Below are 21,652 nucleotides of genomic sequence, written 5' to 3'. Positions count from 1 at the left end.
ATTCACTCCCTGGATAGGGTCGCGCGTGCGGTGCGCCGCGATGGCGCGGCCGGCCCACATTCACGGCCGCGCGTTAGCGCTAACACGCCTACTTATCAATGACGGGTATCAATTGCCTGGTGTGGACCGTGCCGACAGACGGTCCACGGCGTACGGTGTGCCCCGGCCGACCGTGAGCGACGGCCGACCGGGGCGAGCCGGATCAGCTCCGCAGTTGCCACTGCTGGTTCGCGCCGCCGTTGCACGACCAGAGGATGAGCTTGGTGCCGTTCGCCGTCGCGGCGCCGTTCGCGTCCAGGCAGAGACCCGACTGCACACCGGTGATCGTGCCGTTGGCGTTGAGGTTCCACTGCTGGTTGGCCTGGCCGTTGCAGTCCCAGATCACCACCGTGGTCCCGTTGCTGGTCCCCTGCCCGGTGGCGTCCAGGCACTTGGTGCCGTACACCATAAGTTGTCGACTGGCGGTGGCCGTCCACCGTTGGTTGGTGGCACCGATGCAGTCCCACAGCTGGGCCTGCGTGCCATTGGTCGTGCTGGAGCCGCCGATCTCGGCACAGCGCCCCGACTGGACGCCCACGATCTGCGTGTTCTGCGGGTTGGTGCCGCCGCCACTCTGGACACCGGCCGCGTTGATCACCGTCTGCGCGCCCGACGGCCAGTTGCCGTTCGAGACAGTGACGTTGCCGGAGACGACATTGCCGCGATCACCGTTGGTCACGTTCGTGCTGTTGTTGGTCGACCAGTTGTTGGTGACGGTGAAGTTGCCCATGTTCTCCGCGTACCAGTAGTTGGCGGTGGCCCAGGTGCCGGTGGAGGAGAACACGTTGTTGCGGGCGGTGTAGTAACGCGAGCCCTCGTCGAAGTAGAGGCCGAACCAGCCGTTGGTCCGCAGGCAGTGGTTCTCGTTGACGACACCGCCCGGGTTGGCCGAGAGCGTGTAGATACAACCGCCGTCGGTCATCTGCTGCATGACGTCGTGCACGTAGTTACCGATGACCTGGTTGTTGGCGGCGGTGGTGGCCGTCGTGTACCGCGGCTGGTAGTTGTACAGGCCCCGGTTCGCGTAGTGCTGGCTGCCGCCGGCATCGTTGGCGCCCCAGCCGTAGCCGACCGACAGGCCGGTGTACGGCATGTTGTAGACCTCGTTGTGCGAGATCAACGCGGTGTTCACGTAGGTGGTCAGGATCGACACGACGCCCCGGTACTCCAGGCCGAGATCGTGCACCCGGTTGTTGCTGACGGTGATGTTCCGGTTGACCATCCGCTGGTCGCTCGGGTGGTGGGCGTCGGCGCGTACGCCGCCGACCACGATGCCACCGGCCGAGTTGCGGGCGATCTCCGAGCGGGTGACCGTGATGTTGCTGGCCCCCAGGCCGACGCCGCTGGCGTGGGCGTTGGCGTCGTTGCCGATACCGATCGCGGTCTGCCCCAGGTTGACGAACTGGGAGTCGCTGAAGGTGATGGTGTTGGCGGCGGAGACCTGCACGGCGGCGGGCATCTGGTTCCAGTTGGGCCGGGTGGCCTCGAACTGGGGGCAACCCGCCTGGCAGGAGGTCAGCGCGTCCGACGGGCGGGCCCAGGTGCCGGTGATGTGCGCGCCGGTCTGCTGGTCGGCGAAGCCGTTGCTGCTGCTGGGGCCGAGCCAGCTGGTGCCGGTGAAGGTGATCCCGCTGAACGAGATGTGGTGCGCGGGCGCGTCGTAGGTGCCGCCGACGTTCACCAGGGACTGCAACTGCGGCAGTTCCACGCTGACGGTGCTCATGTTCTGCCCGGCCAGGGGGATGTAGTTGAGCTGGCCGTTGCCGGGGTTGAGATACCACTCCCCCGCTGAGTCCAGGAACTCGTACGCGTTGGTGAGGTAGAACGGGCCCGCGCGGTGCGGGCTGGAGAGGGTGTCGAACCCGAAGGTGTTGTTGTTCCACGCGGGCTGCTGCATCGTGAGGAAGTTCCCGCTGATGCTCTGCACCGGCGAGTACCGGTCGGTGAACGAGCCGACACTCTCCACCTCGACCCGGCTCTGGTTGCCGAGGTTGTTCAGGTAGTTCAGCGCGCTGTTGCTGAACCGCATGCCGCTGGTGGTGAAGGTGAAGTCGGACCGGTTCACAGCGGTACGCGCCCGCGTCGCGACGGCCCCGTTGACGTAGAGCTGACGGCTGTCGAGCCCGGCTCCGACGTTGGCTCGCCAGATGTTGCGGCCGGAGTCGACGAGCGACCAACCGGTGACCGCCCGGGCGCCGGTGATCGTCGGGCGCGCGGACGCGGCCGCCCGCCAGATCACCTGGTAGCCGTTGTTGCCGGAGTCGGCGGCGGTCAGTCGCAGCGGCGACGAGAGCCGGTACGCGCCGTCGGCCAACTCCACGACGATGTCACCGGTCATCGCGGTGTTGAGGCTGCGCACCGCGGTCTGCGCGGCCGTCAGCGAGCACGGTTGGCTGGCGGAGCAGGTGGTGCCGGTGCCGGAGGGGGACGCGTAGAGGGTGGTGGTGGCCGCGAGGGCCGGGGATGCCGAGGCGGTCACCGCGACCAGAGCGGTCAACGCTGTCGCGGCGGCGCCGGCCAGCAGTCGGCGCAGTGGCGGACTGGACGAGACGGACACGGGACGGTCTCCTGACACGAGGGGGTGTGGAGGCGACGGATCGCCTCAACGAGGTGGGGTTGGCGCGCGGCGGGGGGCCCCGAGGATCTCCCGGAGATAGCGCAGGCCATCGGTGGCGAGACGGTCCTGCGAGGGTGCCAGGGGACGCCAGATCGACGCGGCGGTCGCGATGGTCTCGTTCTCCGCCGTGAACGACTCGATGCAGACCGGGCCGCGGTATCCGGTGGCCCGCAGGACGGTGAAGAAGCGGGGCCAGTCGAAGTGGTCCGCGCCGGGCGCGCCGCGGTCGGTGCCGCTGACCTGGACATGCTTGACGTACGGGCCGGCGGCGGCGAGGGCGGCGTAGGGATCGGCCTCCTCGATGTTCATGTGGTACGTGTCGATCATGATGCCGACGTTCGGGGGCAGCCCGTCGATCAACTCGACCGTCTGCTCGACGGTGTTGACGACACTTGTCTCGTAGCGGTTCAGCGCCTCGACCCCGATGCTCACGCCGCACTCACCGGCCCGCTCGGCCACCGGGGCCAGGGCGCGCCGGAAGTCCGCGTGGCACGCCGCGCGGGCCGCCGCCGACATCCGCCAGGTGCGACCGACGGCCGCGTACACCGGCCCGCCGACGCACGGCGCGCCCACGGCCGCCGCGCTCGCCACGCACCCCATGAGGTACGCCACTGTCGACTCGACGACGGCCGGCGCGGCGTTCACCAGGTCCCGCCCGGGCGGGGTGACCGCGCAGACGCCGGCCGCGACGAGGCCGTGTGCCGCCAGCAGGTCCCGCGTGCGGACCGGATCCCAGTCGCCGGGCTGCTCGATCGGCAGCTCCACCGCGTCGAACCCGAACGAGGCGATCCGTGGGATCAGCTCGGCGAGGGCCGCGTCGTCGACCGGTGAGGCCCACACCCAGGGGTTGACGCCGACGGCGTACACCGGGCGCTACTTCCAGCGCTGCGGATAGCCGGGCAGGTCGGTGCAGCCGCACATCGCGTAGTGCAGCGGCGGCATGCTCGGGTCGAGATACCGGTCCAGGTTGTCCTGCGTGATCGTCGGCTGCGGCAGCTTCCACGGGTTGGAGACGGAGGTGCCGCCGAGGATGTTCAGCGCGGCGATGATCGGCGTACGCCACTGGTAGGTCGGGTAGGTCGGGGCGATGGCCGTGAGGTTCTTGTCCTTCCACAGCTTCAGGAAGTCGAGCTGGTCCTCGCCGTTCATCGGCGGTACGGGTTTGCCCGCGTCCTGGAACGCCTCGACCACCGCCACGGCCACCGCTCCGGCGTCCATCCAGACACCGTCGATCGTGCCGTACCGCTGGATGTAGTCGTTGACGATCTTCTTGGTCTTGGCGGGGTCGCCGTCGGTGAACTCGACGCCGACGACGTCGACCTTCGCCTTGTCGAACGCCACCTTCGCCGCCGACCAGCGGGTCTCCAGGACGTCGACACCGGGCAGGATCCGCAGGGCGAGGACCTTGCCGCCGGGCTTCATCCGTTGACTGACGAACGCGGCTCCGACGTGACCGAAGCCGTACCCGCCGATGGGGTTGATGAACGTCACCGGGCACTTCGTGTTGACACCACGATCGAAGACCACGACCGGCAGCCCCGCCGCGCAGGCCGCCTCGACAGCCGGGGTGAGCGTGGCGGTGGTGTTCGGGGAGACGATCAGGGCGTCGCAGTTCTTGCCGAGCAGGTCGTTGATGTCCGCGATCTGCTTCTGGTCCTTGCCCTCGGCGTCGACGTGCACGAACTCGCTGATCCGACTGCGCTGCGCCTCGACCTCGGCCTGCATGGTCTTGAACCCGACCTGCCGCCAGGGGTTGTTCAACGCGGCGTTCGAGAAGCAGATCTTGTGTGGACCCTTCTTCTTGAACTTGGCGGTGTCCACCATCGTCGGGTTGAGCACCTGCTCCCACGGTTTGTCGGCGGGCCCGGTCGGGGCGACGTCGAGCAGTGCCAACTCGTTGTCGTAGTCGGCCTGCACGAAGAACTTCGACTGCTCCCCCGTGCCCGCCCCCGCAGCCGCGGAGGTGGTGGCCGACGGGGACGCGGTCGGCTCGTCGGTGGCGCAACCGGCGAGCACCAGCAGGCTCACGGCTGCCAGCGCGGTTATGGAACGTCTCATCGATTTTCCTTCATCTGGAGGAAGAACGCAGGGCCGAGACCGCCACGGCAAGCAGGATGATCGCGCCCTGGACGGTTGATCTGAGGGCGCCGGAGACGCCGGTGAAGTTCATCAGCGCGAAGAGCGTCTCGAGCGTCAGTGCGCCGAGCATGGCGCCGACGACCGAGCCGCGACCGCCGCCGAGCACGACCCCGCCGAGCACGACGGCGGTGATCGCCCCGAACTCCAGGCCGACGCCGGCCTGGAACGACACCCCGCTGTACCCGCCGAGGAGGATCGCCGCGACCGCCGCCACGAGCCCGCTGAGGACGAACGCGATCGTCCTGGTACGTCCGACCCGTACCCCGCTCAGCTCTGCGGTGCGCGGGTTGTCGCCGACGGCGACCAGCGTGCGGCCGAAGTCGGAGCGCATCAGCAGCACGGCGACCACCGCAACGGCCACCAGGACGAGCAGGGCGTACGGGATGCGGCCGAGCAGCGGCACGTCCTCGATGGCCCGCCGGCCGAAGCGGCGGAAGTCCTCGGAGAGGCCGCCCTTCGGGGCGCCGTCGGACCACAGGTACACCGCGCCGACGAGGATCAGGAACATGCCGAGGGTCGTGATGAACGACGGCACCCGCAGCACGGTGGTGACGAGGCCGTTGACCAGCCCGACGAGCGCGCCGCCGACGAGCAGCAGCACGACCACCGGCCAGGTGCGCGACGGGTCGCTGTCGATGAGCCGGGCGGCGACGACGACCTGCGCCGTGACCAGGGACCCCACGGAGAGGTCGAACTCCCCGCAGACGATCACGAAGTACTGGCCGGCGGCGAGCAGGATGATCGGCGCGGAGCGGCCGAGGAACGACATCAGCGACGGCGGGGCGAGGAAGTCGGGCTGCACGGCCGCGACCAGGATCAGCAGCACCGCCAGGATCGCGGCGATCGGCACGACCCCGTCGGTGCGGATCCGCAGTGGCAGCGCACGGCGCTCGGCGATCCGCATGGCTACGATCCCGCCTTTCTCAGAGCCCGTCGGGCGTAGACGGCGACCGCCGCGATGATGATCACGCCTCGGACCACCTGCTTGAAGAAGGCGTCGACCTCGAGCTGGTTGAAGATGGCGTCGATGCTCGCGAGCAGCAGCACACCGCCGACCGTGCCGAGAACACCGCCGCGCCCACCGGCGAGGGCGGTGCCGCCGAGCACCACCGCCGCGATCGACTCCAGGTCGTAGAGGCCCTCGGTGCCGACCCGGGGTGCGCCGGAGCCGAGCCGGCTCGCGAGGTAGACCCCGGCGAGGCCCGCGCAGAGCGAACACAGCACGTGGGCGGTGACGAGGACCCGGTCGTTGCGGACACCCGACAGCCGGGCCACCTCCGGGTCGCCGCCCACGGCGACCAGGTGATGGCCGAAACGGGTACGCGTGAGCGCGAACCACGCCGCCCCGGTCACGGCGAGCAGCAGCAGGAACGACACCGGCACCGGCCCGATGCGCTGGTAGCCGAGGGTCCGCACGAGGGCGGGGGCGCTCTCGCCGGCCGGGCCGTCGTAGCCGTTGTCGAGGTAGCCCTTGAGCAGCAGCCCGACGCCGAGGGTCGCGATGAACGCGTTGATCCGCAGCTTGGTGACCAGCAGCCCGTTGAGCAGGCCGACGGCGGCACTGACCGTGAGCGCCAGGCCGATCGCCGGGAGCATCGCGCCGTCGCTGCCGCTCATCGCCTCCGCGCCGACGAGGGTGCTGAGGCTGATCACGTACGCCACCGAGAGGTCGAGCGAGCCGCCGAGAATGACCAGGGTCTGACCGACCGCGACGAGCCCCAGGCCGGCGGCGACGTGCAGCAGGCTCACCGTCGTCGACTGGTTGAAGAGCTGGCCCCCGTCGACCAGGACGACCAGCCAGCCGACCACCAGGGTGAGGGTCAGAGCCACGAACACGCCCGGGACGGGACGTCGCGCCGGCAGGAGGGATAGCGCGCTCACGGTGCCACCTCGGTTCGCGACTGCGGGGCTCGCAACCCCGGCTCACTCCTCGCGCTCACGGTGCTACCTCGGTTCGCGACTGCGGGGCTCGCAACCCCGGCTCGCTCCTCGCGCTCACTGGACAACTTCCCGGACGGTCCCGACCGCCAGGGCCACCACGTCCTCCTCGGTCGCTCCGGCGGGCAGCTCGCCAGCGACGCGGCCGTCGCGCAGGACGATGATCCGGTCGCTCATTCCCAGCAGCTCGGGCAACTCCGACGAGATCATCAGGACGGCCGCGCCGTCGCGGGCGAGACTGCGCACGAGGTCGTGGATGGCCGACTTCGCGCCGACGTCGATGCCCCGGGTGGGTTCGTCGAAGAGCAGGATCCGCGGGTTGATCGCGAGCCAGCGGGCCAGGACGACCTTCTGCTGGTTGCCGCCGGACAGGAACCGGATCTCCTGGTCGTCGCCGGCCGCGCGGACCTGGACGGCGGCGAGCAGCTCGCGGACCCGGACGGCACGGGCGGCATGGCCGGACCGGGTCGCGAAGACGGCACGGCTGGCGAGCAGCGCGTTGTCGAGCACCGACTGCCGGGCGACGATCCCCTCCCCCTTGCGGTCCTCGGTGACGTAGGCGATGCCCGCCCGCATCGCGGCGCGCGTCGACCGCAGCCGGACCGGTCTGCCGTCGAGCGTGACCTCGCCGGTCGTGAACGGGGACACGCCGAACAGCGCGCGGGCCAGCGCCGACCGCCCGGCGCCCTGGAGGCCGCCGACACCGAGCACCTCACCGGCGCGCAACTCGAGGTTGACGCCCCGCAGTTTGCGGTTCCCCGCGTCGCGGACGGTGAGCCGGACCGGACCGACATCGGCGGGGTCGGCCCGGTCCGGGTAATAGCTGGACAGCTCCCGGCCGACCATGTGCCGCACCAACTCGTCGGCGGTGGTCGTCGCGGTATCCACCGTGGTCACCCGGCGGCCGTCCTTCAAAACCGTGATCCGGCTGGACAGGTCGAAGACCTCCGTGAGCCGGTGTGAGACGTACAGCAGGCCGATGCCCCGCTCCTGGAGCCGGCGTACCAGCCCGTAGAGCAACTCGACCTCGTGGTCGGCCAGCGCCGCCGTCGGCTCGTCCATGATGAGCAGCCGCGCGTCCAGGGCGAGCGCCTTGGCGATCTCGACGACCTGTTGTTGCGCGACGCCGAGCCTCCCCACCCGGGCGTCGGCCGGCAGCGCCGTCTCCCCGATCGAGGCGAGCAGCTCGGTGGTGCGGTCGAGCATCGCCCGGCGATCGACGAGCCCGCGGCGGACCGGCTCGTGCCCGAGGTAGACGTTCTCCGCGACCGTGCGTTCCGGCAGCAGGTTGAACTCCTGGTGGATGATGCCGACGCCGGCCCGCTGGGCGTCACGGGGCCCACGGAACGCGCGCGCGACGCCGGCGAACTCGACGGTGCCCTCGTCCGGGGCGTACCCGCCCGAGACGATCTTCATGAGGGTCGACTTGCCGGCGCCGTTCTCACCGACGACGGCGTGCACCTCGCCCGGCGCGACGTCGAGGTCGACACCGTCGAGGACGCGGACGCCGAGGAAGGACTTGCCGATGCGTCGAAGGGCGAGCAGCGGTGCCGGACGCGGATCTGACATCCCGGTAGCCCTTTACAGATAGTAGTCATGGACGACATCGGTAACCGACTCGGAAGCGGCTCGGCGCACATGGGCGACGCACTTTCGTTGCCCGCCATGGATGCTTACGTCTTTATGGCGCAAACATTCTCTTGACATCGACGAAACATCACACGTATGAAGATAGATGTTTGGATGCGACCGCGCAATCCTCGGTCCGCGACAACAGCCAGGTCCACCCCTCGCATCGCCAGTGGCGTCGACACGGGGGAACCGGGGGTGCCCCCGCCACCCCGGGCAAGATCAGATGTTAACCATCCGATTGACAGATGTCGATGGCAGGCTCATTCTGGCGTCGACACCCGCAGGACCTCACACCGCCCACCTCACGCTGTGTGACGTCCTGCGGGCCTGACTGCCGTTTCGGCGGACGGCACGACGACCGGTCAGCACTCGTGCCCACACGTGTCCACACACAACCTGACGCGCTGTCCGGCACGTGGTCGCACACCCCGTTGCCCGCCCGACCTAGGAGACGGCATGCGTCGCAACACACTGATCATCGGCATGATCGCCAGCCTGTTACTCGTGCTCGGCCTCGCCCCACCACCAGCGGCGGCGGCCCCGGCCTTCCGCGCCCTGCTGTTCACCAAGACCGCCGGCTACCGGCACGACTCGATCCCCGCCGGGATCAGCATGTTCCAGCAGCAGGCGGCCGCCAACAACTTCGAGCTGGTGCAGACCGAGGACGCCAGCGTCTTCACGTCCGCCAACCTGGCCACCTTCGATGTCATCATCATGTTCCAGACCTCGGGCATGGTCTGGACCTCGGCGTCCCAGCGCCAGGCCGTGGAGGGCTACCTCGCCAGCGGCAAGGGCATCGTCGGCGTCCACAACGCCACCGACATGGGCATCGAGTCCGAGTACCCGTGGTGGGACCAGACCATCAACGGCGGCGCGCACATGCCCGAGCACTCCCCCGGCGTGCTGCCCGGCACCGCCATCGTCGCCGACAAACAGCACCCGTCGACCGTCGGCCTGCCGGACCGCTGGAACCGCAGCGAGGAGTGGTACAACTTCGACACCAACCCGCGCGGCAACGTCCACGTCCTGGTGACCGCCGACGAACGCACGTACAACCCGGGCTCCCGCGCAATGGGCCCGGACCACCCGATCTCCTGGTGCCGCAACACCGGCGGCGGCCGGGTGTGGGCCACCGCGATGGGCCACGCCATCGACTCCTACAGCGAGACGAACTTCCGCAACCACGTCCTCGGTGGCGTGAAGTGGGCCGCCGGCAACGTACCCGGCGACTGCGGTGGCACCGTCTGGGGCAACTTCGAGAAGCGCACCCTCGACGACAACACCGTCGACCCGATGGCGCTGGCCGTGGCACCCGACGGCCGCGTGATCTACGTCCAGCGCGGTGGGCAGGTGAAGATCTTCAAGCCCTCCACCAACAGCACCGTGACCGCCGCCACGCTGAGTGTCTACACCGGAGGGGAAGACGGCCTCACCGGGCTGGCGCTGGACCCGAACTTCGCGAGCAACGGCTACGTGTACCTGTACCACTCACCGGCGAGCAGCAGCACCGACGTCAACCGCGTCTCCCGCTACACGCTCACCGGCGACACGCTCAACCTGTCCAGCGAGGCCCGGATCATCGACATCCCGGCGTACCGTGACCGCACCTTCCCCGAGCCCGGCCACACCGGTGGATACATCGATTTCGGCCCGGACGGGAACCTCTACATCGCCACCGGTGACGACACGCCGCCGAATCTCGACCCCAACTGGCAGGGCTACGCCCCGCTGGACTGGCGATCGGGCAAGGCCAACCTCGACGCCGCCCGGTCCGCCGGCAACACCAACGACCTGCGCGGCAAGCTGCTGCACGTCCGACCCCAGGCCAGCGGCGGCTACACCATCCCGTCGGGCAACCTCTACGCCCAGGGCACCGCGCAGACCAAGCCGGAAATCTACGCGATGGGCTTCCGCAACCCGTTCCGCTTCTCGATCGACCCGGCCAACGGTTGGGTCTACCTGGCCGACTACGGACCGGACCGCAACCCGCCCACCACCAACCGTGGCCCCGAGGGCCTGGTCGAGCTCAACGTGATCAAGTCAGCCGGCAACTACGGTTGGCCGTTCTGCCACGGCGACAACCAGCCCTACGCGCCGTTCAACCCGGACACCGGAGTGGTCGGGGCGAAGTTCAACTGCTCTGCGCCGGTCAACAACTCGCCCAACAACACCGGCCTGACCAGCCTGCGACCGGTCGTCGCACCCAACATGTGGTACGGCTACGGCACCTCGCCGACGTTCCCGGAGCTCGGCTCCGGCGGCTCCGCGCCGATGGGCGGCCCGGTCTACCGCTACGACGCGGCGAACCCGTCCGCGACGAAGTTCCCGCCCTACTACGACGGTGTGCACTTCTTCTACGAGTGGTCGCGCAGCTACATCAAGGAGGTGCACTTCGACTCCGCCACGGCGGTGACCCGCACCAACCCGTTCCTGCCGACCGCGCGGTTCAACAAGCCGATGGACATGGAGTTCGGCAAGGACGGCTCGCTCTACCTGCTGGAGTGGGGCACCAACTTCGGCGGCGGCAACAGCGACTCCGGGCTCTACCGGATCGACTACATCCAGGGCGGCCGGTCGCCGATCGTCAAGGCCGTCGGCACGCCCACCAGTGGCAGCGCACCGCTGACCGTGCAGTTCAGCAGCGCCGGCACGACCGACCCGGACCCCGGCAACACGCTCAGCTACCAGTGGACGTTCGGCGACGGCACCACCTCCACGGCGGCCAACCCGTCGAAGGTGTACACCACCAACGGCAACTACACGGCGCAGTTGAAGGTCACCGACAACACCGGTAAGACGGGCTTCGCCAACGTCCAGATCACCGTCGGCAACAGCGCGCCGGTCGTCACCATCACCACCCCGCCCAACGGAGGCATGCTCACCTTCGGCGACAAGGTGTCGTACCAGATCAGCGTCTCGGACCCGGATGGCGGAACCATCGACTGCTCGAAGGTGATCCTCAACCCCGCGCTCGGTCACGACGACCACGCGCACGAGACCACGGAGTACCCGGGTTGCTCGGGCACCATCTCCACCGACCTGCTCGGTGGTCACCCCGATGGCGCCAACCTGTTCTACGTGCTGAACGCCCGGTACACCGACAACGGCGGCGCGGGGGGCGCGGCCCCGCTCACCGGGACCGCGCAGGTGATCCTCCAACCCAAGCAGAAGCAGGCCGAGTACTACAGCAGCCAGTCCGGGACCCGGGTCGTCGATCAGTCCGGCGCGGAGAGTGGCAAGCGCGTCGGCGACATCTCCAACAACGACTGGATCGCGTTCAGCCCGATGAGCCTGTCGGGTATCACGAGCGTCAGCTACCGGCTGTCGTCGCCGTCCGGTGGCGGCTCGATCGAGCTGCGAGCCGGCTCGCCGACCGGCACCCTGCTGGCCACGACAACGGTGCCCAGCACCGGTGGCTGGGACAACTACCAGTCCACCGCGCCGGTGAGCGTTGCCGCCACGAGCGGGACGCAGACGCTCTACCTGGTGTTCAAGGGCAGCGGCAACAACTGGTTCGATCTCGACTCGCACACCTTCGGGGGCTCCGGCGTCGGCGTCCCCAGCAGCGGCGGTGGCGTGGCGGGCAAGACCTGGACGCTCACCGCGCAGCACAGCGGCAAGCTGATGGACGTCAGCGGTGTCTCCACCGCCGACGGCGCCCAGATCACCCAGTGGGCGGCCACGGGAGGCAACAACCAGAAGTGGCAGGCCGTGGACGCCGGCAGCGGCGCCGTCTACCTGAAGGCGGTGCACAGCGGTAAGTGCCTCGACGTCGTCGGCGGGTCCACCGCGCAGGGCGCCTTCCTACAGCAGAGCACCTGCACGAACGCCAACCAGCAGAAGTTCCTCGTCACGGCGACGACCACCACCGGTGTTTACACGGTCAAGAGTGTGCCGAGCGGGCTCTGCATCGATGTCAACGGCGCGTCCACGGCCGACGGGGCCCGGCTGTTGCAGTGGGGCTGCCACAGCGCCACCAACCAGCAGTGGCGGTTCAGCGCGGTATAGCGGCAAACGCCGGCCACCTGATCGTGAAGGATCGGGTGGCCGGCGCGCCGGGGTTCAGCCGGGTGTCGGCGCCCCGAGCAGCCCGGCCGCGCGCAACGCCGGCCAGAGCTCGTTCGGGACGTCGACCTCGGACCGGCGTAGGGTCTCGGTCACCTGGGCGGCGTCGCGCAGGCCGACCACCGTCGAGACCACGGCCGGGTGCTGGCGGACGTACGCCAGCGCGGCCTGCGGCAGGGTGACGCCGTACGCCGCACACACGTCGGCGATCCGCCGGGCCCGCTCGATCAGCTCCGGTGGGGCCTGCTCGTAGTTGTAGACCGCGTCGGCCGGCGGCCGGTCCCGGGCCAGCAGCCCCGAGTTGTAGACCCCCGCGATCACCACGCCGACCCCGCGGGCCTGCGCGGCGGGCAGCAGGTCGGCCAGCGCACCCTGCTCCAGCAGCGTGTACCGGCCGGCGCACATCAACACGTCGACGTCGGTCTCCTCGACGAACCGGGCCAGCATCGCCGACTGGTTCATGCCGGCGCCGATCGCGCCGATGACGCCCTGGTCGCGCAGTTCGACGAGCGCGGGAACCGCCTCGGTCGCCGCCTGCTCCCAGTGCTCGTCCGGGTCGTGCAGGTAGACCACGTCGACGCGGTCCAGGCCCGTGCGCTCCAGGCTGGCCTCCAACGACCGGCGTACGCCGTCGCGGCTGAAGTCCCAGACCCGCCGGTGGTCGGCCGGCACGTCGAATCCCTCGGTGTCCCGCTGGTGTGCGGTCTCCGGCGACGGTACGAGCAGCCGCCCCACCTTGGTCGACACCACGTACTCGTCGCGGGGGCGGGATCGCAGCGCGGCGCCGAGGCGCCGTTCGGACAGCCCGAGCCCGTAGTGCGGCGCGGTGTCGAAGTAGCGGATGCCCGCCGCCCACGCGGCGTCCACGGCCGCCGCGAACTCGTCATCGGTCGTCGCCCGGAACAGGTTGCCGCCCTGTGCGGCGCCGAGGCCCAGGGCGGTGAGACCGACCGCCGGCCGGCGCGGCAGCGCCCGGGGGGTCACCACTCCCCCAGCCGGTAGGCGCGGCGGGCGGTGTCCCGCCAGATCGCCGCCCGCTCGGCGTCGCCGAGCGGTGCCAGCAGTTCGGCGAGCACCCTGACCCACCCGGTGTACGAGCTGGCGAGCAGGCACACCGGCCAGTCGGAGCCGAACATGAGGCGCTCCGGGCCGAACGCGTCGAGGGCGTGGTCGACGGCGGGCCGCAAATCCGCGGCCGACCAGGATGGCACGTCCACCTCGGTCACCAGGCCGGAGAGCTTCGCGGTGACATTCGGCTGGGCCGCCAACGCCCGCAGGTCGCCGGGCCAGTCGCCGAGGCTGCGCCGCCCGAGCGCGGGCTTGCCGAGATGGTCGAGGACGAACGGCACCTCGGGCAGGCCGCGGACGAGTCGGGTGGCCGCGGGCAGTTGACGGTCGCGGACCAGCAGGTCGAAGGTGAGGCCGGCGGCGCCGACCGCCGCGATGCCCCGCCGAACGTCGCGCCGGTCGAGGTACGCCGGGTCGGGTTCGGACTGGACCAGGTGACGGATGCCGACCAACCGGTGCCCGCCGCGTGCGGCGCGGAGCCGGTCGAGGCGCTCGTCGATGTCGTCGGCGGTGAGGTCGACCCACCCGACGACACCGCCGATGAGGGGGTCGTCGGCCGCGACGCCCAGCAGATGCTCGGTCTCGGCCACGGAGGCGATCGACTGCACGACGACGGTTTCGGTGACGCCGGCAGCGCGGGCCGCCGGGGCGAGGTCCGCCGCCGTGAAGTCGTTGTCGATCACCGCCATGGTGTCCGGGTCGATCCACGGTTGCGGGTGCCGCGCGCGGATCCAGAGGTGGTGATGGGCGTCGACGATGCCGGATCGTCCGGCCTGCTGGGTCGCGGTCATCGGCCGAGCCAGCCGCCGTCGACGGGCAGGACGGTGCCGTGCACGTAGTCTGAGGCCGGGGCGGCCAGGAAGACGACGGCACCGGCCAGGTCGTCGGCCCGTCCCCACCGGCCGGCCGGAATTCGGCCCAGGATGGCCTCGTTGCGGTCGGGGTCGTCGCGGAGCGCCTGGGTGTTGTCGGTGGCGACGTAACCGGGTGCGATGGCGTTGACGTTCACTCCGCGCCCCGCCCACTCGTTGGCCAGGGCCCTGGTCAGCCCGGCCAGGCCCGACTTCGCTGCGGTGTAGCTCGCGACGTTGACGCCGCCCTGGAAACTGAGCAGCGACGCGGTGAAAATGATCTTGCCGCGACCTCGGTCGACCATCTGCCGACCGATCTCCCGGCTCAACACGAACTGGCTGGACAGGTTCACCTGCACCACCCGGTCCCACATCTCGTCGGGGTGATCCACCGCCGGTGCGCGGGCGATCGTGCCGCCGTTGTTGACCAGGATGTCCACCGACCCGAGCGCGGCGACCTCCTCGGCCAGCCGGTACACCGCCGCCCGGTCACCCAGGTCCGTGCGGAAGCCGGTGAACCGGCGACCGGCCGCCCGGACCCGCTGCTCCACCTCGCTGCCCTCGGGCTCCAACTGCGCCGACACCCCGATGATGTCCGCGCCAGCCAGCGCCAGGGCCTGCGCCATCGCCAGGCCGATGCCCCGCCGGGCGCCGGTCACCAGCGCGGTGCGTCCGGACAGGTCGAACAGCGCGCTCATCGGCCCTCCTCCCGCCAGTCCAGCAGCACCTTGAGTACGCCCCCGCCACCCTCCAACGCCGTGAACGCGTCGGTGACACCCTCGACCGGCAGCACCCGGGAAATCAACTCCCGGGCCGGAACGACGCCCTCCGCGACGAGCCGGATCGCTTCGGCCACATCGGCGCGCTGGTACAACCGCGCACCGACCAACTCCAACTCGCGCCAGAAGAACCGGTGCAGGTTCACCGCACGGGGCTGCGGGTGGATCGCCACCAGCACCAACCGGCCCCGGGTCGTCAGCACGTCGACGGCCGTACCAACCCCGCCGGCCGAACCGGACACCTCGAACGACACATCCGCGCCCGCACCGCCGGTCCGTTCGTTCACCAGCGCCACCACGTCGGTCGGCCCCGGATCGACCGTCTCGATCCCGATGCCCGACGCCACCGACCGGCGGAAGCCGTCCGGCTCGACGAGGAGGACCTCCGCGCCGCGCGCCCGGGCCACGGAGGCGATGAGCACACCGACCGGCCCACCGCCCACCACCACGACCTGCTCGCCCGGCGCCACCCGGCCCCGGCCGACGTCGTGCACGGCGACCGCCACCGGCTCGACGAGTGCCGCCTGGTCCAGCGGCAGGTCGTCGGGGAGCGCGAGCACCAGATCCGCCGGGACCGTCCACGACGACTGCATGGCGCCGGGCGAGTCGATGCCCAGGAAATCCATGGCGTGACAGATGTGCGAGTCGCCCCGGCGGCACGCCGCGCACCGCCCGCAGGCGCGCGTCGGCATCACCGTGACGGCCTGCCCGACCGACCAGCCGGTCACACCAGCGCCGAGCGCGGCGATCCGGCCCGACATCTCGTGCCCGAGCACCGCCGACGCGCCCACCCGCGCGTCCATGTCGCCGTGGAAGATGTGCAGGTCCGTACCACAGATCCCGGTGTACGCCACCGCGATGCGTACCTCCCCGGGACCCGGCGCCTGCGGGGTGCGCTCCTCGATCGCGAGGTCCCGCGCCCTCCGGTAGACGACTGCCTTCACCGCTGCTCCGTCTCGACGTGGCGGGTTTCCGCCGCTGCGTACGGTCGCGGGTGCGTCGTCGACCGGCGTACCCGTGAGCTGAGGTTCGCCGTCCCGGCCCGGGCGGTGCCGGGGTGGCTCGGCCGGGTGGCCCCGGCCGGCGTGGCGGGCGGCCGGGCGTCGGCGACCGCCGCCGCTGATGTCCGTCTGGAGGCTACGCGCGTGGGTGGCACTCAAGATCCTTTCGGGTACGGGTGGCACGGGTCCAAGAGGTGTGGCCCGGTGCGGTCAGTGCCGGACAGGTGCGGCGCCCTGGCGGGCCGCGACGGAGTTGGTGAGCAGGGATTCGACCCTCAGCTCCGGCACGGTGTGGTCGGCCTCCGCCAGCAGCCGGAGGCCGGCCCGCTCCGGGCGGACGTTCGGGCTCTGGGCGGTCGGGCTGCCCGGTCGGTGTCCGGCCGCCACGATCGCCGCCTCGTCGACCCGGACACCGAGGCCGGGTGTGTCGCCGAGGACAAACGCGCCGTCCTCGATGTGCAGATCGACGCCCAGGCCGACCGGCGGCCTCAGGTCCTGCAACTCGCTGACCAGGTGGTTGGGGACCGAGGTCGCGGCGTGCAGCAGGCCGATCGGGATGTTGCCGATGGGGCTGACCGGCAGGTCGTGGGCGTGCGCCAGGGCCGCCACCCGCAGGAAGTGGGTGACGCCCCAGACGGCGGCCATCTGCACGATGTCGACCGCGCCCGCGCCGATCAACGGCCGGTACTGCTCCAGCCCGGTGAGGTTCTCACCGGTGGCGACGGCGGCCCGGACTCCCCGACCGACGGCGGACAGACCCTCGGCGTCCCACCGCCGGACCGGCTCCTCGATCCAGACCAGATCCAGGGTGCGCTCCAGTTCGCAGACGTGCCGGACGGCCTGCTTGCGCGACCACGCCTCGTTGACGTCGAGCATCAGGCCGGGTCGACGGCCGTGGCCCGCCTCGGTGAGCACGTCGCGCACCAGGGCGAGCCGCTGCCGGTCCCGCTCGATGTCGAGGCCACCCTTGAGCTTTGCGGCACGCAGGCCGTACCCGGCGTAGACCTCGTACTCCGCGACGAGTTCGTCGTCGGTCAGGCCGATGTCGAGACCCGAGGCGTACGCGGGGACGTGCCGGTCCCGGCCGCCGAGCAGCCGCCAGAGCGGCTCACCGGCAGCCTGCGCCTTGATGTCCCACAGGGCGGTGTCCAGGGCGCCGATGGTCCCGAACACCAGGCCCCCGTGGCCGGCCTTAAAGCTCTGCCGCAGCATCCGGTCGTACAGGGTGGTCACCGCGCGGGGATCCTCCCCGTCGATCGCCGCGAAGATCGTGTCGATCTCCACGTGCGGCCCCAGGCCGACGCCGGTGATCCCCTCGTCGGTCTCGACGATGACGATCGATACCGGTGTGACACCGTGCGGAAGGATGCCGTTGGCGTCGCCGACGGGCCGACCCCACTGCTGGACGGTGGTCAGGGTTCGATACCCGGTGATGCGCATATCAGCCTTTCGTGGAACCAGCGGCGACGCCGTCGGCGATCTGGCGCTGAAGGAACAGGTAGACCGCCAGGACGGGAATCGCGGCGATGAGCACCCCGGAGGCGAACGTGGGGATGTCCTCGGAGTACTGCCCGCGCAGCGAGGTCACCCCGACCATCAGGGTGCGGTGGTCGGCCGAGGGCATCATCAGCAGTGCGATGAGCACGTCGTTCCAGCAGAACAGGGTGTTGAGGATGCCGACCGACAGCAGCGCCGGAGCGCCCAACGGCAGCATGATCCGGCGGTACACGCCGTACACGCTGTTGCCGTCGATCCGGGCCGCGTCCACGATCTCCGCCGGGATGGTCCGGTAGTAGCTGGTCATCAGGAAGATCGTGAACGGCAGGAACTGCGCGACGTACGCGAGGACCAGCCCCGGGTACGTGTCGACGAGACCGCTGTCGGCCATGATCCGGGCCAGCGGCACCATGATCACCTGGAAGGGCACGAAGAGCGCGGCGAGACAGCCGATGAACAGCGCCGACGAGCCGCGGAACCGCAGTTGGCTCAGCGCGAAGCCGGCCATCGACCCGAACAGCAGCAGCAGGAACACCGAGCAGGCCACCACGAGAACCGAGTTGGCGGCGTATCGGGCCATGCCGACGCTGCTCCACGCCGTGGCGATGTTCTCCCAGCGCAGGGAGCCCGCCAGTGCGAAACGGTCGAGAATGTACTCCCGCCGGGTCTTCATCGCGACGTTGGCGGTGAACAGCAGAGGGTAGATGGTCGCGAGGGCGAGGAGCCCCATCGGGATGACGAGCAACCAACCGCCCAGTCGGACGCGGGACATCAGTCCTCCCTCCCCGCTCGGCGGAGCAGTTTGAGTTGCAGCAGCCCGACGACGAGCATGATGACGAAGAGCACCGTCGACGCGGCCGACGCGAGCGCGGGACGGTTCATCTGGCCCTGCTGGATCCAGATGTAGTACTCCGGCAGGTACGTCGACCCCTCCGGCCCACCGCTGGTCATGACGTACAGCAGGCCGAACATGGAGGTCAGCATCCCGATCATCGTGGTCACGAAGACGAACTGGATGGTGCGGGTGAGGCTGGGAATGATCACGTGCCAGATGACCTGGCGCAGTGACGCGCCGTCCACCCGGGCGGCGTCCAGCAGCGCGGCGTCCAGGGTCGCGAAGCCGGCGAGGAACACCACCAGGGCCATCCCGAACGTCGCCCAGATGTGCACGCCGACGACGGCGAACATGGCGACGTCCGGGTCGCCGAGCCAGTCCACCGGGCCGATGCCGACGGCGCCGAGCACGGTGTTGACCGGGCCGTCGTAGGAGAGCAGCAGGTTGAAGATCGCGCCGACGATGACCGGGGACAGCACGGCCGGGAAGAAGTAGACGCTGCGGTAGAACCGGTGCCCCGGTACGCGCAGGTAGATGAAGGTGGCGAGGATGCCTGGGATCGCCACCGCCACCGGCAGGAGCAGCACCAGCAACCCGACGTTGCGCAGCGCTCCCCGGAACAGCGGGTCGTGGAACAGGTCGACGTAGTTGTCGAAGCCGACGGCCGCGCCGTCGCGCTCGCCGTCGCCGGTGAAGGAGAAGTTGACGCCGAGCAGCAGCGGCCACAGCCGCAGCAGCACGAGGATCAGAACGGCCGGGGCGACCAGCACGAACGGCGCGAGCAGTTCGGCGCGGCGACCACCGGCGACGCGGCGGGCAGCGGTACGACCGCGGGGTGCCGGCGGTGGTGTGGGCTGCACCCCGCCGGTCCGTCCGGTCGAAACCGGACGGACCGACGGGAGCGACTTTCCGATCGGCACGAGATCAGCCCGCCGCGTCGGAAGCGGCCATCTGCTTCGCGACCTCGTCGACGGTGACCGAACCGCTCAACAGCTGCTGGGACAGCCGCCCCATCAGGTCGATGGTCTTGGAGGAGAGCGCCACGTGCGGCGCGGGCTTGCCGGTCTTGATCTCGGAGACGAGCGTGGTCACGGCCGGCCCGCCCTGCGACACGTCGATGGTGGTGTCGGCGGTGATCGCGCCGGCGTTGGCGTAGAACGCCGTCAGCGCGTCGGTGGAGGTCAGCGAGCGCACCAGGTCGGCGGCCATCTTCGGGTCCTTGGTCCACTTGGCGACCGCGTAACCGATACCGCCGTCGTACGGCAGGCTCGGGGTGGTGCCGGCGGTCACGACCGGGGCCGCCATGACGCCGAGCTTCTCGGGCGTGACGAACTCGTTGAAGTCCTTCCAGTGCCCGATGTCGGACATCAGGCCGATGATGTGCGCGGCCTTGGCGGACTGGAAGACGGCGAACGCGTCGTTGAACATCGCCGTGGAGTTCGCCCCGTCGTTGTTCAGCCCCGCCGTGCCGGTGTCCTTCCACAGCTGGAAGATCCGCTTGACGTTGGGCGAGTTCCAGTCCCGCTTACCGGCGATCCAGTTGTCGTACTCCTGGGCGGTGAGGATGCCCGACGCCATGGCGGACAGGAAGAACTGGATGCCGATGCCCTCCTTGTTGCCGACGGCGAAGCACTTGGCACCTGTCGCCTTGGTGATGGTGGAGCAGTTGGCGAGGAAGTCCTGCCAGGTCGTGGCCGGTTTCGCCGGGTCGAGGCCGGCCTTCTCGTAGAGCGCCTTGTTGTAGTAGATCGGGTGCCCCTGCAGGGTCACCGGGGCGGCGTAGGTCTTGCTGTCCTTGGCGAACGCGTCCCAGCCGGCCAGTCGCTGCCGGTCCTCGGCCACGTACTCGTCCAGCGGCAGGAGCGAGCCGACCCGGTCGCGGATCTGGCCGCCGCCGTTGAACAGGATGACGTCCGGCCCCTTGCCGGACTGGATGGCCGCGCCCAGCAACGTGTAGTACTGGTCGAACGGCTGGGCGACGAACTCGACCTTGACGTCCTTGTGCTTCTTGGCGAAGTCGGCCTTGGCCTTCTCCACGTACGCGGCGGCGTTGGCCTCGCCGGACTTCCAGTCCCAGACGACCAGTTTGTCGGCCGAGCCCGAGGATGACGAGCCCGATCCGGTCGCGCTGCCACAGCCCGTCAGGGCCAGCCCCGCAACGAGGACTGCGGCCCACACTGCTCGTTGCTTCATCGTTGCTCACCTTCATATGGAGAGTGGCCGCAGAACCGGCCATCGATGCAAGATTGACCGAGAACGTAACTCGTATGACGTATCACGTCAACGTTTACCCGTACACTGGGGCGGAATCGTGGCTCCGGGCGGCCACGCGGAGGTGGACATGGCGGCATCGAACGAGACGACCGTGAACGGATCGGCGACACGCACGTGGGCGCGCCGACCGACCAACCTGGCACGGGCGATCACCGCCGAGTTGGTGAACCGAATCGTCCAGGGGGTTCACCCCTCGGGCACCCCGCTGCCCCCCGAGCCGGTGCTCTGCGAGACCTTCTCGGTGAGCCGGACCGTCATCCGGGAGGCGGTGAAGATCCTCCAGGAGAAGGGCCTCGTGCAGGTCCGCCAGGGCAGCGGCACGCTTGTCACGCCACCATCGTCGTGGGACATGCTCGACGAACTCGTCCTCGCGGCGACCATCGCCGAGGACGACAGCCTGGCGATCCTCGACGACCTGGTGGTCACCCGACGGGTGCTGGAGTCCGACATGGCCAATGTGGCCGCCCGACTCGCCGACCAGGAGACCATCGACCGGCTGCGCGCCCTGGTCGACCGGATGGACGAACTCGTCGACGACCACCTCACCTACCAGGAGCACGACCGCGCCTTCCACGACACCGTCATGCAGGCATCCGGAAACCGGATCGCGCGGGGCGTCGTCCGGTCGTTGGAGAGCCAGGTCGTCAACACCGCGCGGTACATGGGCCAGCCCGAGCGGGCCCTGTGCGTGGCATCGAACCAGGGGCACCGGCGGATCTACGAACGCATCGCCGCCCACGACCCGGACGGCGCCGCCCAGGCGATGTTCACCCACATCACCGAGGCCTGGCTCGTGCGTCGCAGCGGGCCGGGCAGCCCGACGCGGCTGCAGCGCTGACGACAGGGCGCGACTGGCGGTTCGGGCCGTCACGACCGTGACGTGAGCGGTCGACAACCGGGCGGGTACGGATTCAATG

General features: G+C 69.9%; 16 protein-coding genes. 2 read left to right on the top strand and 14 right to left on the bottom strand.

The features are described 5' to 3' along the window. Positions 1 to 202 precede the first annotated feature (202 nt). The 6 genes from ABZ780_RS23430 to ABZ780_RS23405 form a co-directional block, all read right to left on the bottom strand. Positions 203 to 2,596, bottom strand: coding sequence for an RICIN domain-containing protein (locus tag ABZ780_RS23430; RefSeq protein ID WP_357487503.1), 2,394 nt, complete (start codon positions 2,594 to 2,596; stop codon positions 203 to 205). 45 nt (positions 2,597 to 2,641) lie between these two features. Next, a complete protein-coding gene (locus ABZ780_RS23425; protein WP_357487502.1) occupies positions 2,642 to 3,523 on the bottom strand; it encodes a sugar phosphate isomerase/epimerase family protein in 882 nt (293 codons plus the stop codon). 6 nt (positions 3,524 to 3,529) lie between these two features. Next, positions 3,530 to 4,714, bottom strand: a complete 1,185-nt coding sequence (locus ABZ780_RS23420) for a substrate-binding domain-containing protein (RefSeq protein WP_357487501.1) — start codon at positions 4,712 to 4,714, stop codon at positions 3,530 to 3,532. 10 nt (positions 4,715 to 4,724) lie between these two features. Then, positions 4,725 to 5,699, bottom strand: a complete 975-nt coding sequence (locus tag ABZ780_RS23415) for an ABC transporter permease (protein ID WP_357002181.1) — start codon at positions 5,697 to 5,699, stop codon at positions 4,725 to 4,727. Between the two features lie 2 nt (positions 5,700 to 5,701). Continuing rightward, positions 5,702 to 6,676, bottom strand: coding sequence for an ABC transporter permease (locus ABZ780_RS23410; RefSeq protein ID WP_357002183.1), 975 nt, complete (start codon positions 6,674 to 6,676; stop codon positions 5,702 to 5,704). A 114-nt stretch (positions 6,677 to 6,790) separates the two neighbouring features. Next, positions 6,791 to 8,302: a sugar ABC transporter ATP-binding protein gene (locus tag ABZ780_RS23405; protein WP_357487500.1), complete on the bottom strand. Its 1,512-nt coding sequence runs from the start codon at positions 8,300 to 8,302 to the stop codon at positions 6,791 to 6,793. A 519-nt stretch (positions 8,303 to 8,821) separates the two neighbouring features. Between ABZ780_RS23405 and ABZ780_RS23400 the strand changes: the two genes are divergently transcribed. Then, positions 8,822 to 12,373 (top strand): ThuA domain-containing protein, encoded by a 3,552-nt coding sequence (locus tag ABZ780_RS23400; protein ID WP_357487499.1) that lies wholly within the window; start codon positions 8,822 to 8,824, stop codon positions 12,371 to 12,373. A 54-nt stretch (positions 12,374 to 12,427) separates the two neighbouring features. Here ABZ780_RS23400 and ABZ780_RS23395 read toward each other — a convergent pair whose 3' ends face one another. From ABZ780_RS23395 to ABZ780_RS23360, 8 genes are all read right to left on the bottom strand, one after another. Then, entirely contained in the window at positions 12,428 to 13,417 is a 990-nt protein-coding gene (locus tag ABZ780_RS23395; protein WP_357002192.1) for an aldo/keto reductase, read from the bottom strand. Then, positions 13,411 to 14,289, bottom strand: coding sequence for an amidohydrolase family protein (locus ABZ780_RS23390; protein WP_357487498.1), 879 nt, complete (start codon positions 14,287 to 14,289; stop codon positions 13,411 to 13,413). Before ABZ780_RS23390 ends, ABZ780_RS23395 begins: the two co-directional genes overlap by 7 nt. After that, positions 14,286 to 15,047, bottom strand: a complete 762-nt coding sequence (locus ABZ780_RS23385; protein ID WP_357002196.1) for an SDR family oxidoreductase — start codon at positions 15,045 to 15,047, stop codon at positions 14,286 to 14,288. Before ABZ780_RS23385 ends, ABZ780_RS23390 begins: the two co-directional genes overlap by 4 nt. Continuing rightward, a complete protein-coding gene (locus ABZ780_RS23380; protein ID WP_357487497.1) occupies positions 15,044 to 16,072 on the bottom strand; it encodes an alcohol dehydrogenase catalytic domain-containing protein in 1,029 nt (342 codons plus the stop codon). Before ABZ780_RS23380 ends, ABZ780_RS23385 begins: the two co-directional genes overlap by 4 nt. 267 nt (positions 16,073 to 16,339) lie before the next feature. Next, positions 16,340 to 17,569 carry a mandelate racemase/muconate lactonizing enzyme family protein gene (locus ABZ780_RS23375; protein ID WP_357487496.1) on the bottom strand — a complete coding sequence of 410 codons (1,230 nt, stop codon included), beginning with the start codon at positions 17,567 to 17,569 and terminating at the stop codon, positions 16,340 to 16,342. 1 nt (position 17,570) lies between these two features. After that, on the bottom strand, positions 17,571 to 18,398 hold the full coding sequence (locus ABZ780_RS23370) for a carbohydrate ABC transporter permease (protein WP_357002213.1): 828 nt from the start codon (positions 18,396 to 18,398) through the stop codon (positions 17,571 to 17,573). Then, positions 18,398 to 19,321, bottom strand: a complete 924-nt coding sequence (locus tag ABZ780_RS23365) for a sugar ABC transporter permease (RefSeq protein WP_357002215.1) — start codon at positions 19,319 to 19,321, stop codon at positions 18,398 to 18,400. The genes ABZ780_RS23370 and ABZ780_RS23365 overlap by 1 nt, the downstream gene beginning before the upstream one ends. A gap of 64 nt (positions 19,322 to 19,385) precedes the next feature. Beyond that, positions 19,386 to 20,654, bottom strand: a complete 1,269-nt coding sequence (locus ABZ780_RS23360; protein WP_357002218.1) for an extracellular solute-binding protein — start codon at positions 20,652 to 20,654, stop codon at positions 19,386 to 19,388. A gap of 148 nt (positions 20,655 to 20,802) precedes the next feature. Here ABZ780_RS23360 and ABZ780_RS23355 point away from each other — a divergent pair, with 148 nt between their 5' ends. Continuing rightward, complete coding sequence (locus ABZ780_RS23355) at positions 20,803 to 21,573, top strand: FadR/GntR family transcriptional regulator (protein WP_357002221.1); 771 nt, start codon at positions 20,803 to 20,805, stop codon at positions 21,571 to 21,573. Positions 21,574 to 21,652: the final 79 nt, after the last annotated feature.

This window comes from Micromonospora sp. NPDC047467, assembly GCF_040643095.1.
In the GTDB taxonomy this organism is placed as follows: Bacteria; Actinomycetota; Actinomycetes; order Mycobacteriales; family Micromonosporaceae; genus Micromonospora.
The sequence above is the reverse complement of the archived record's forward strand: the minus strand, read 5'-3'. Positions and strand labels throughout refer to the sequence as shown.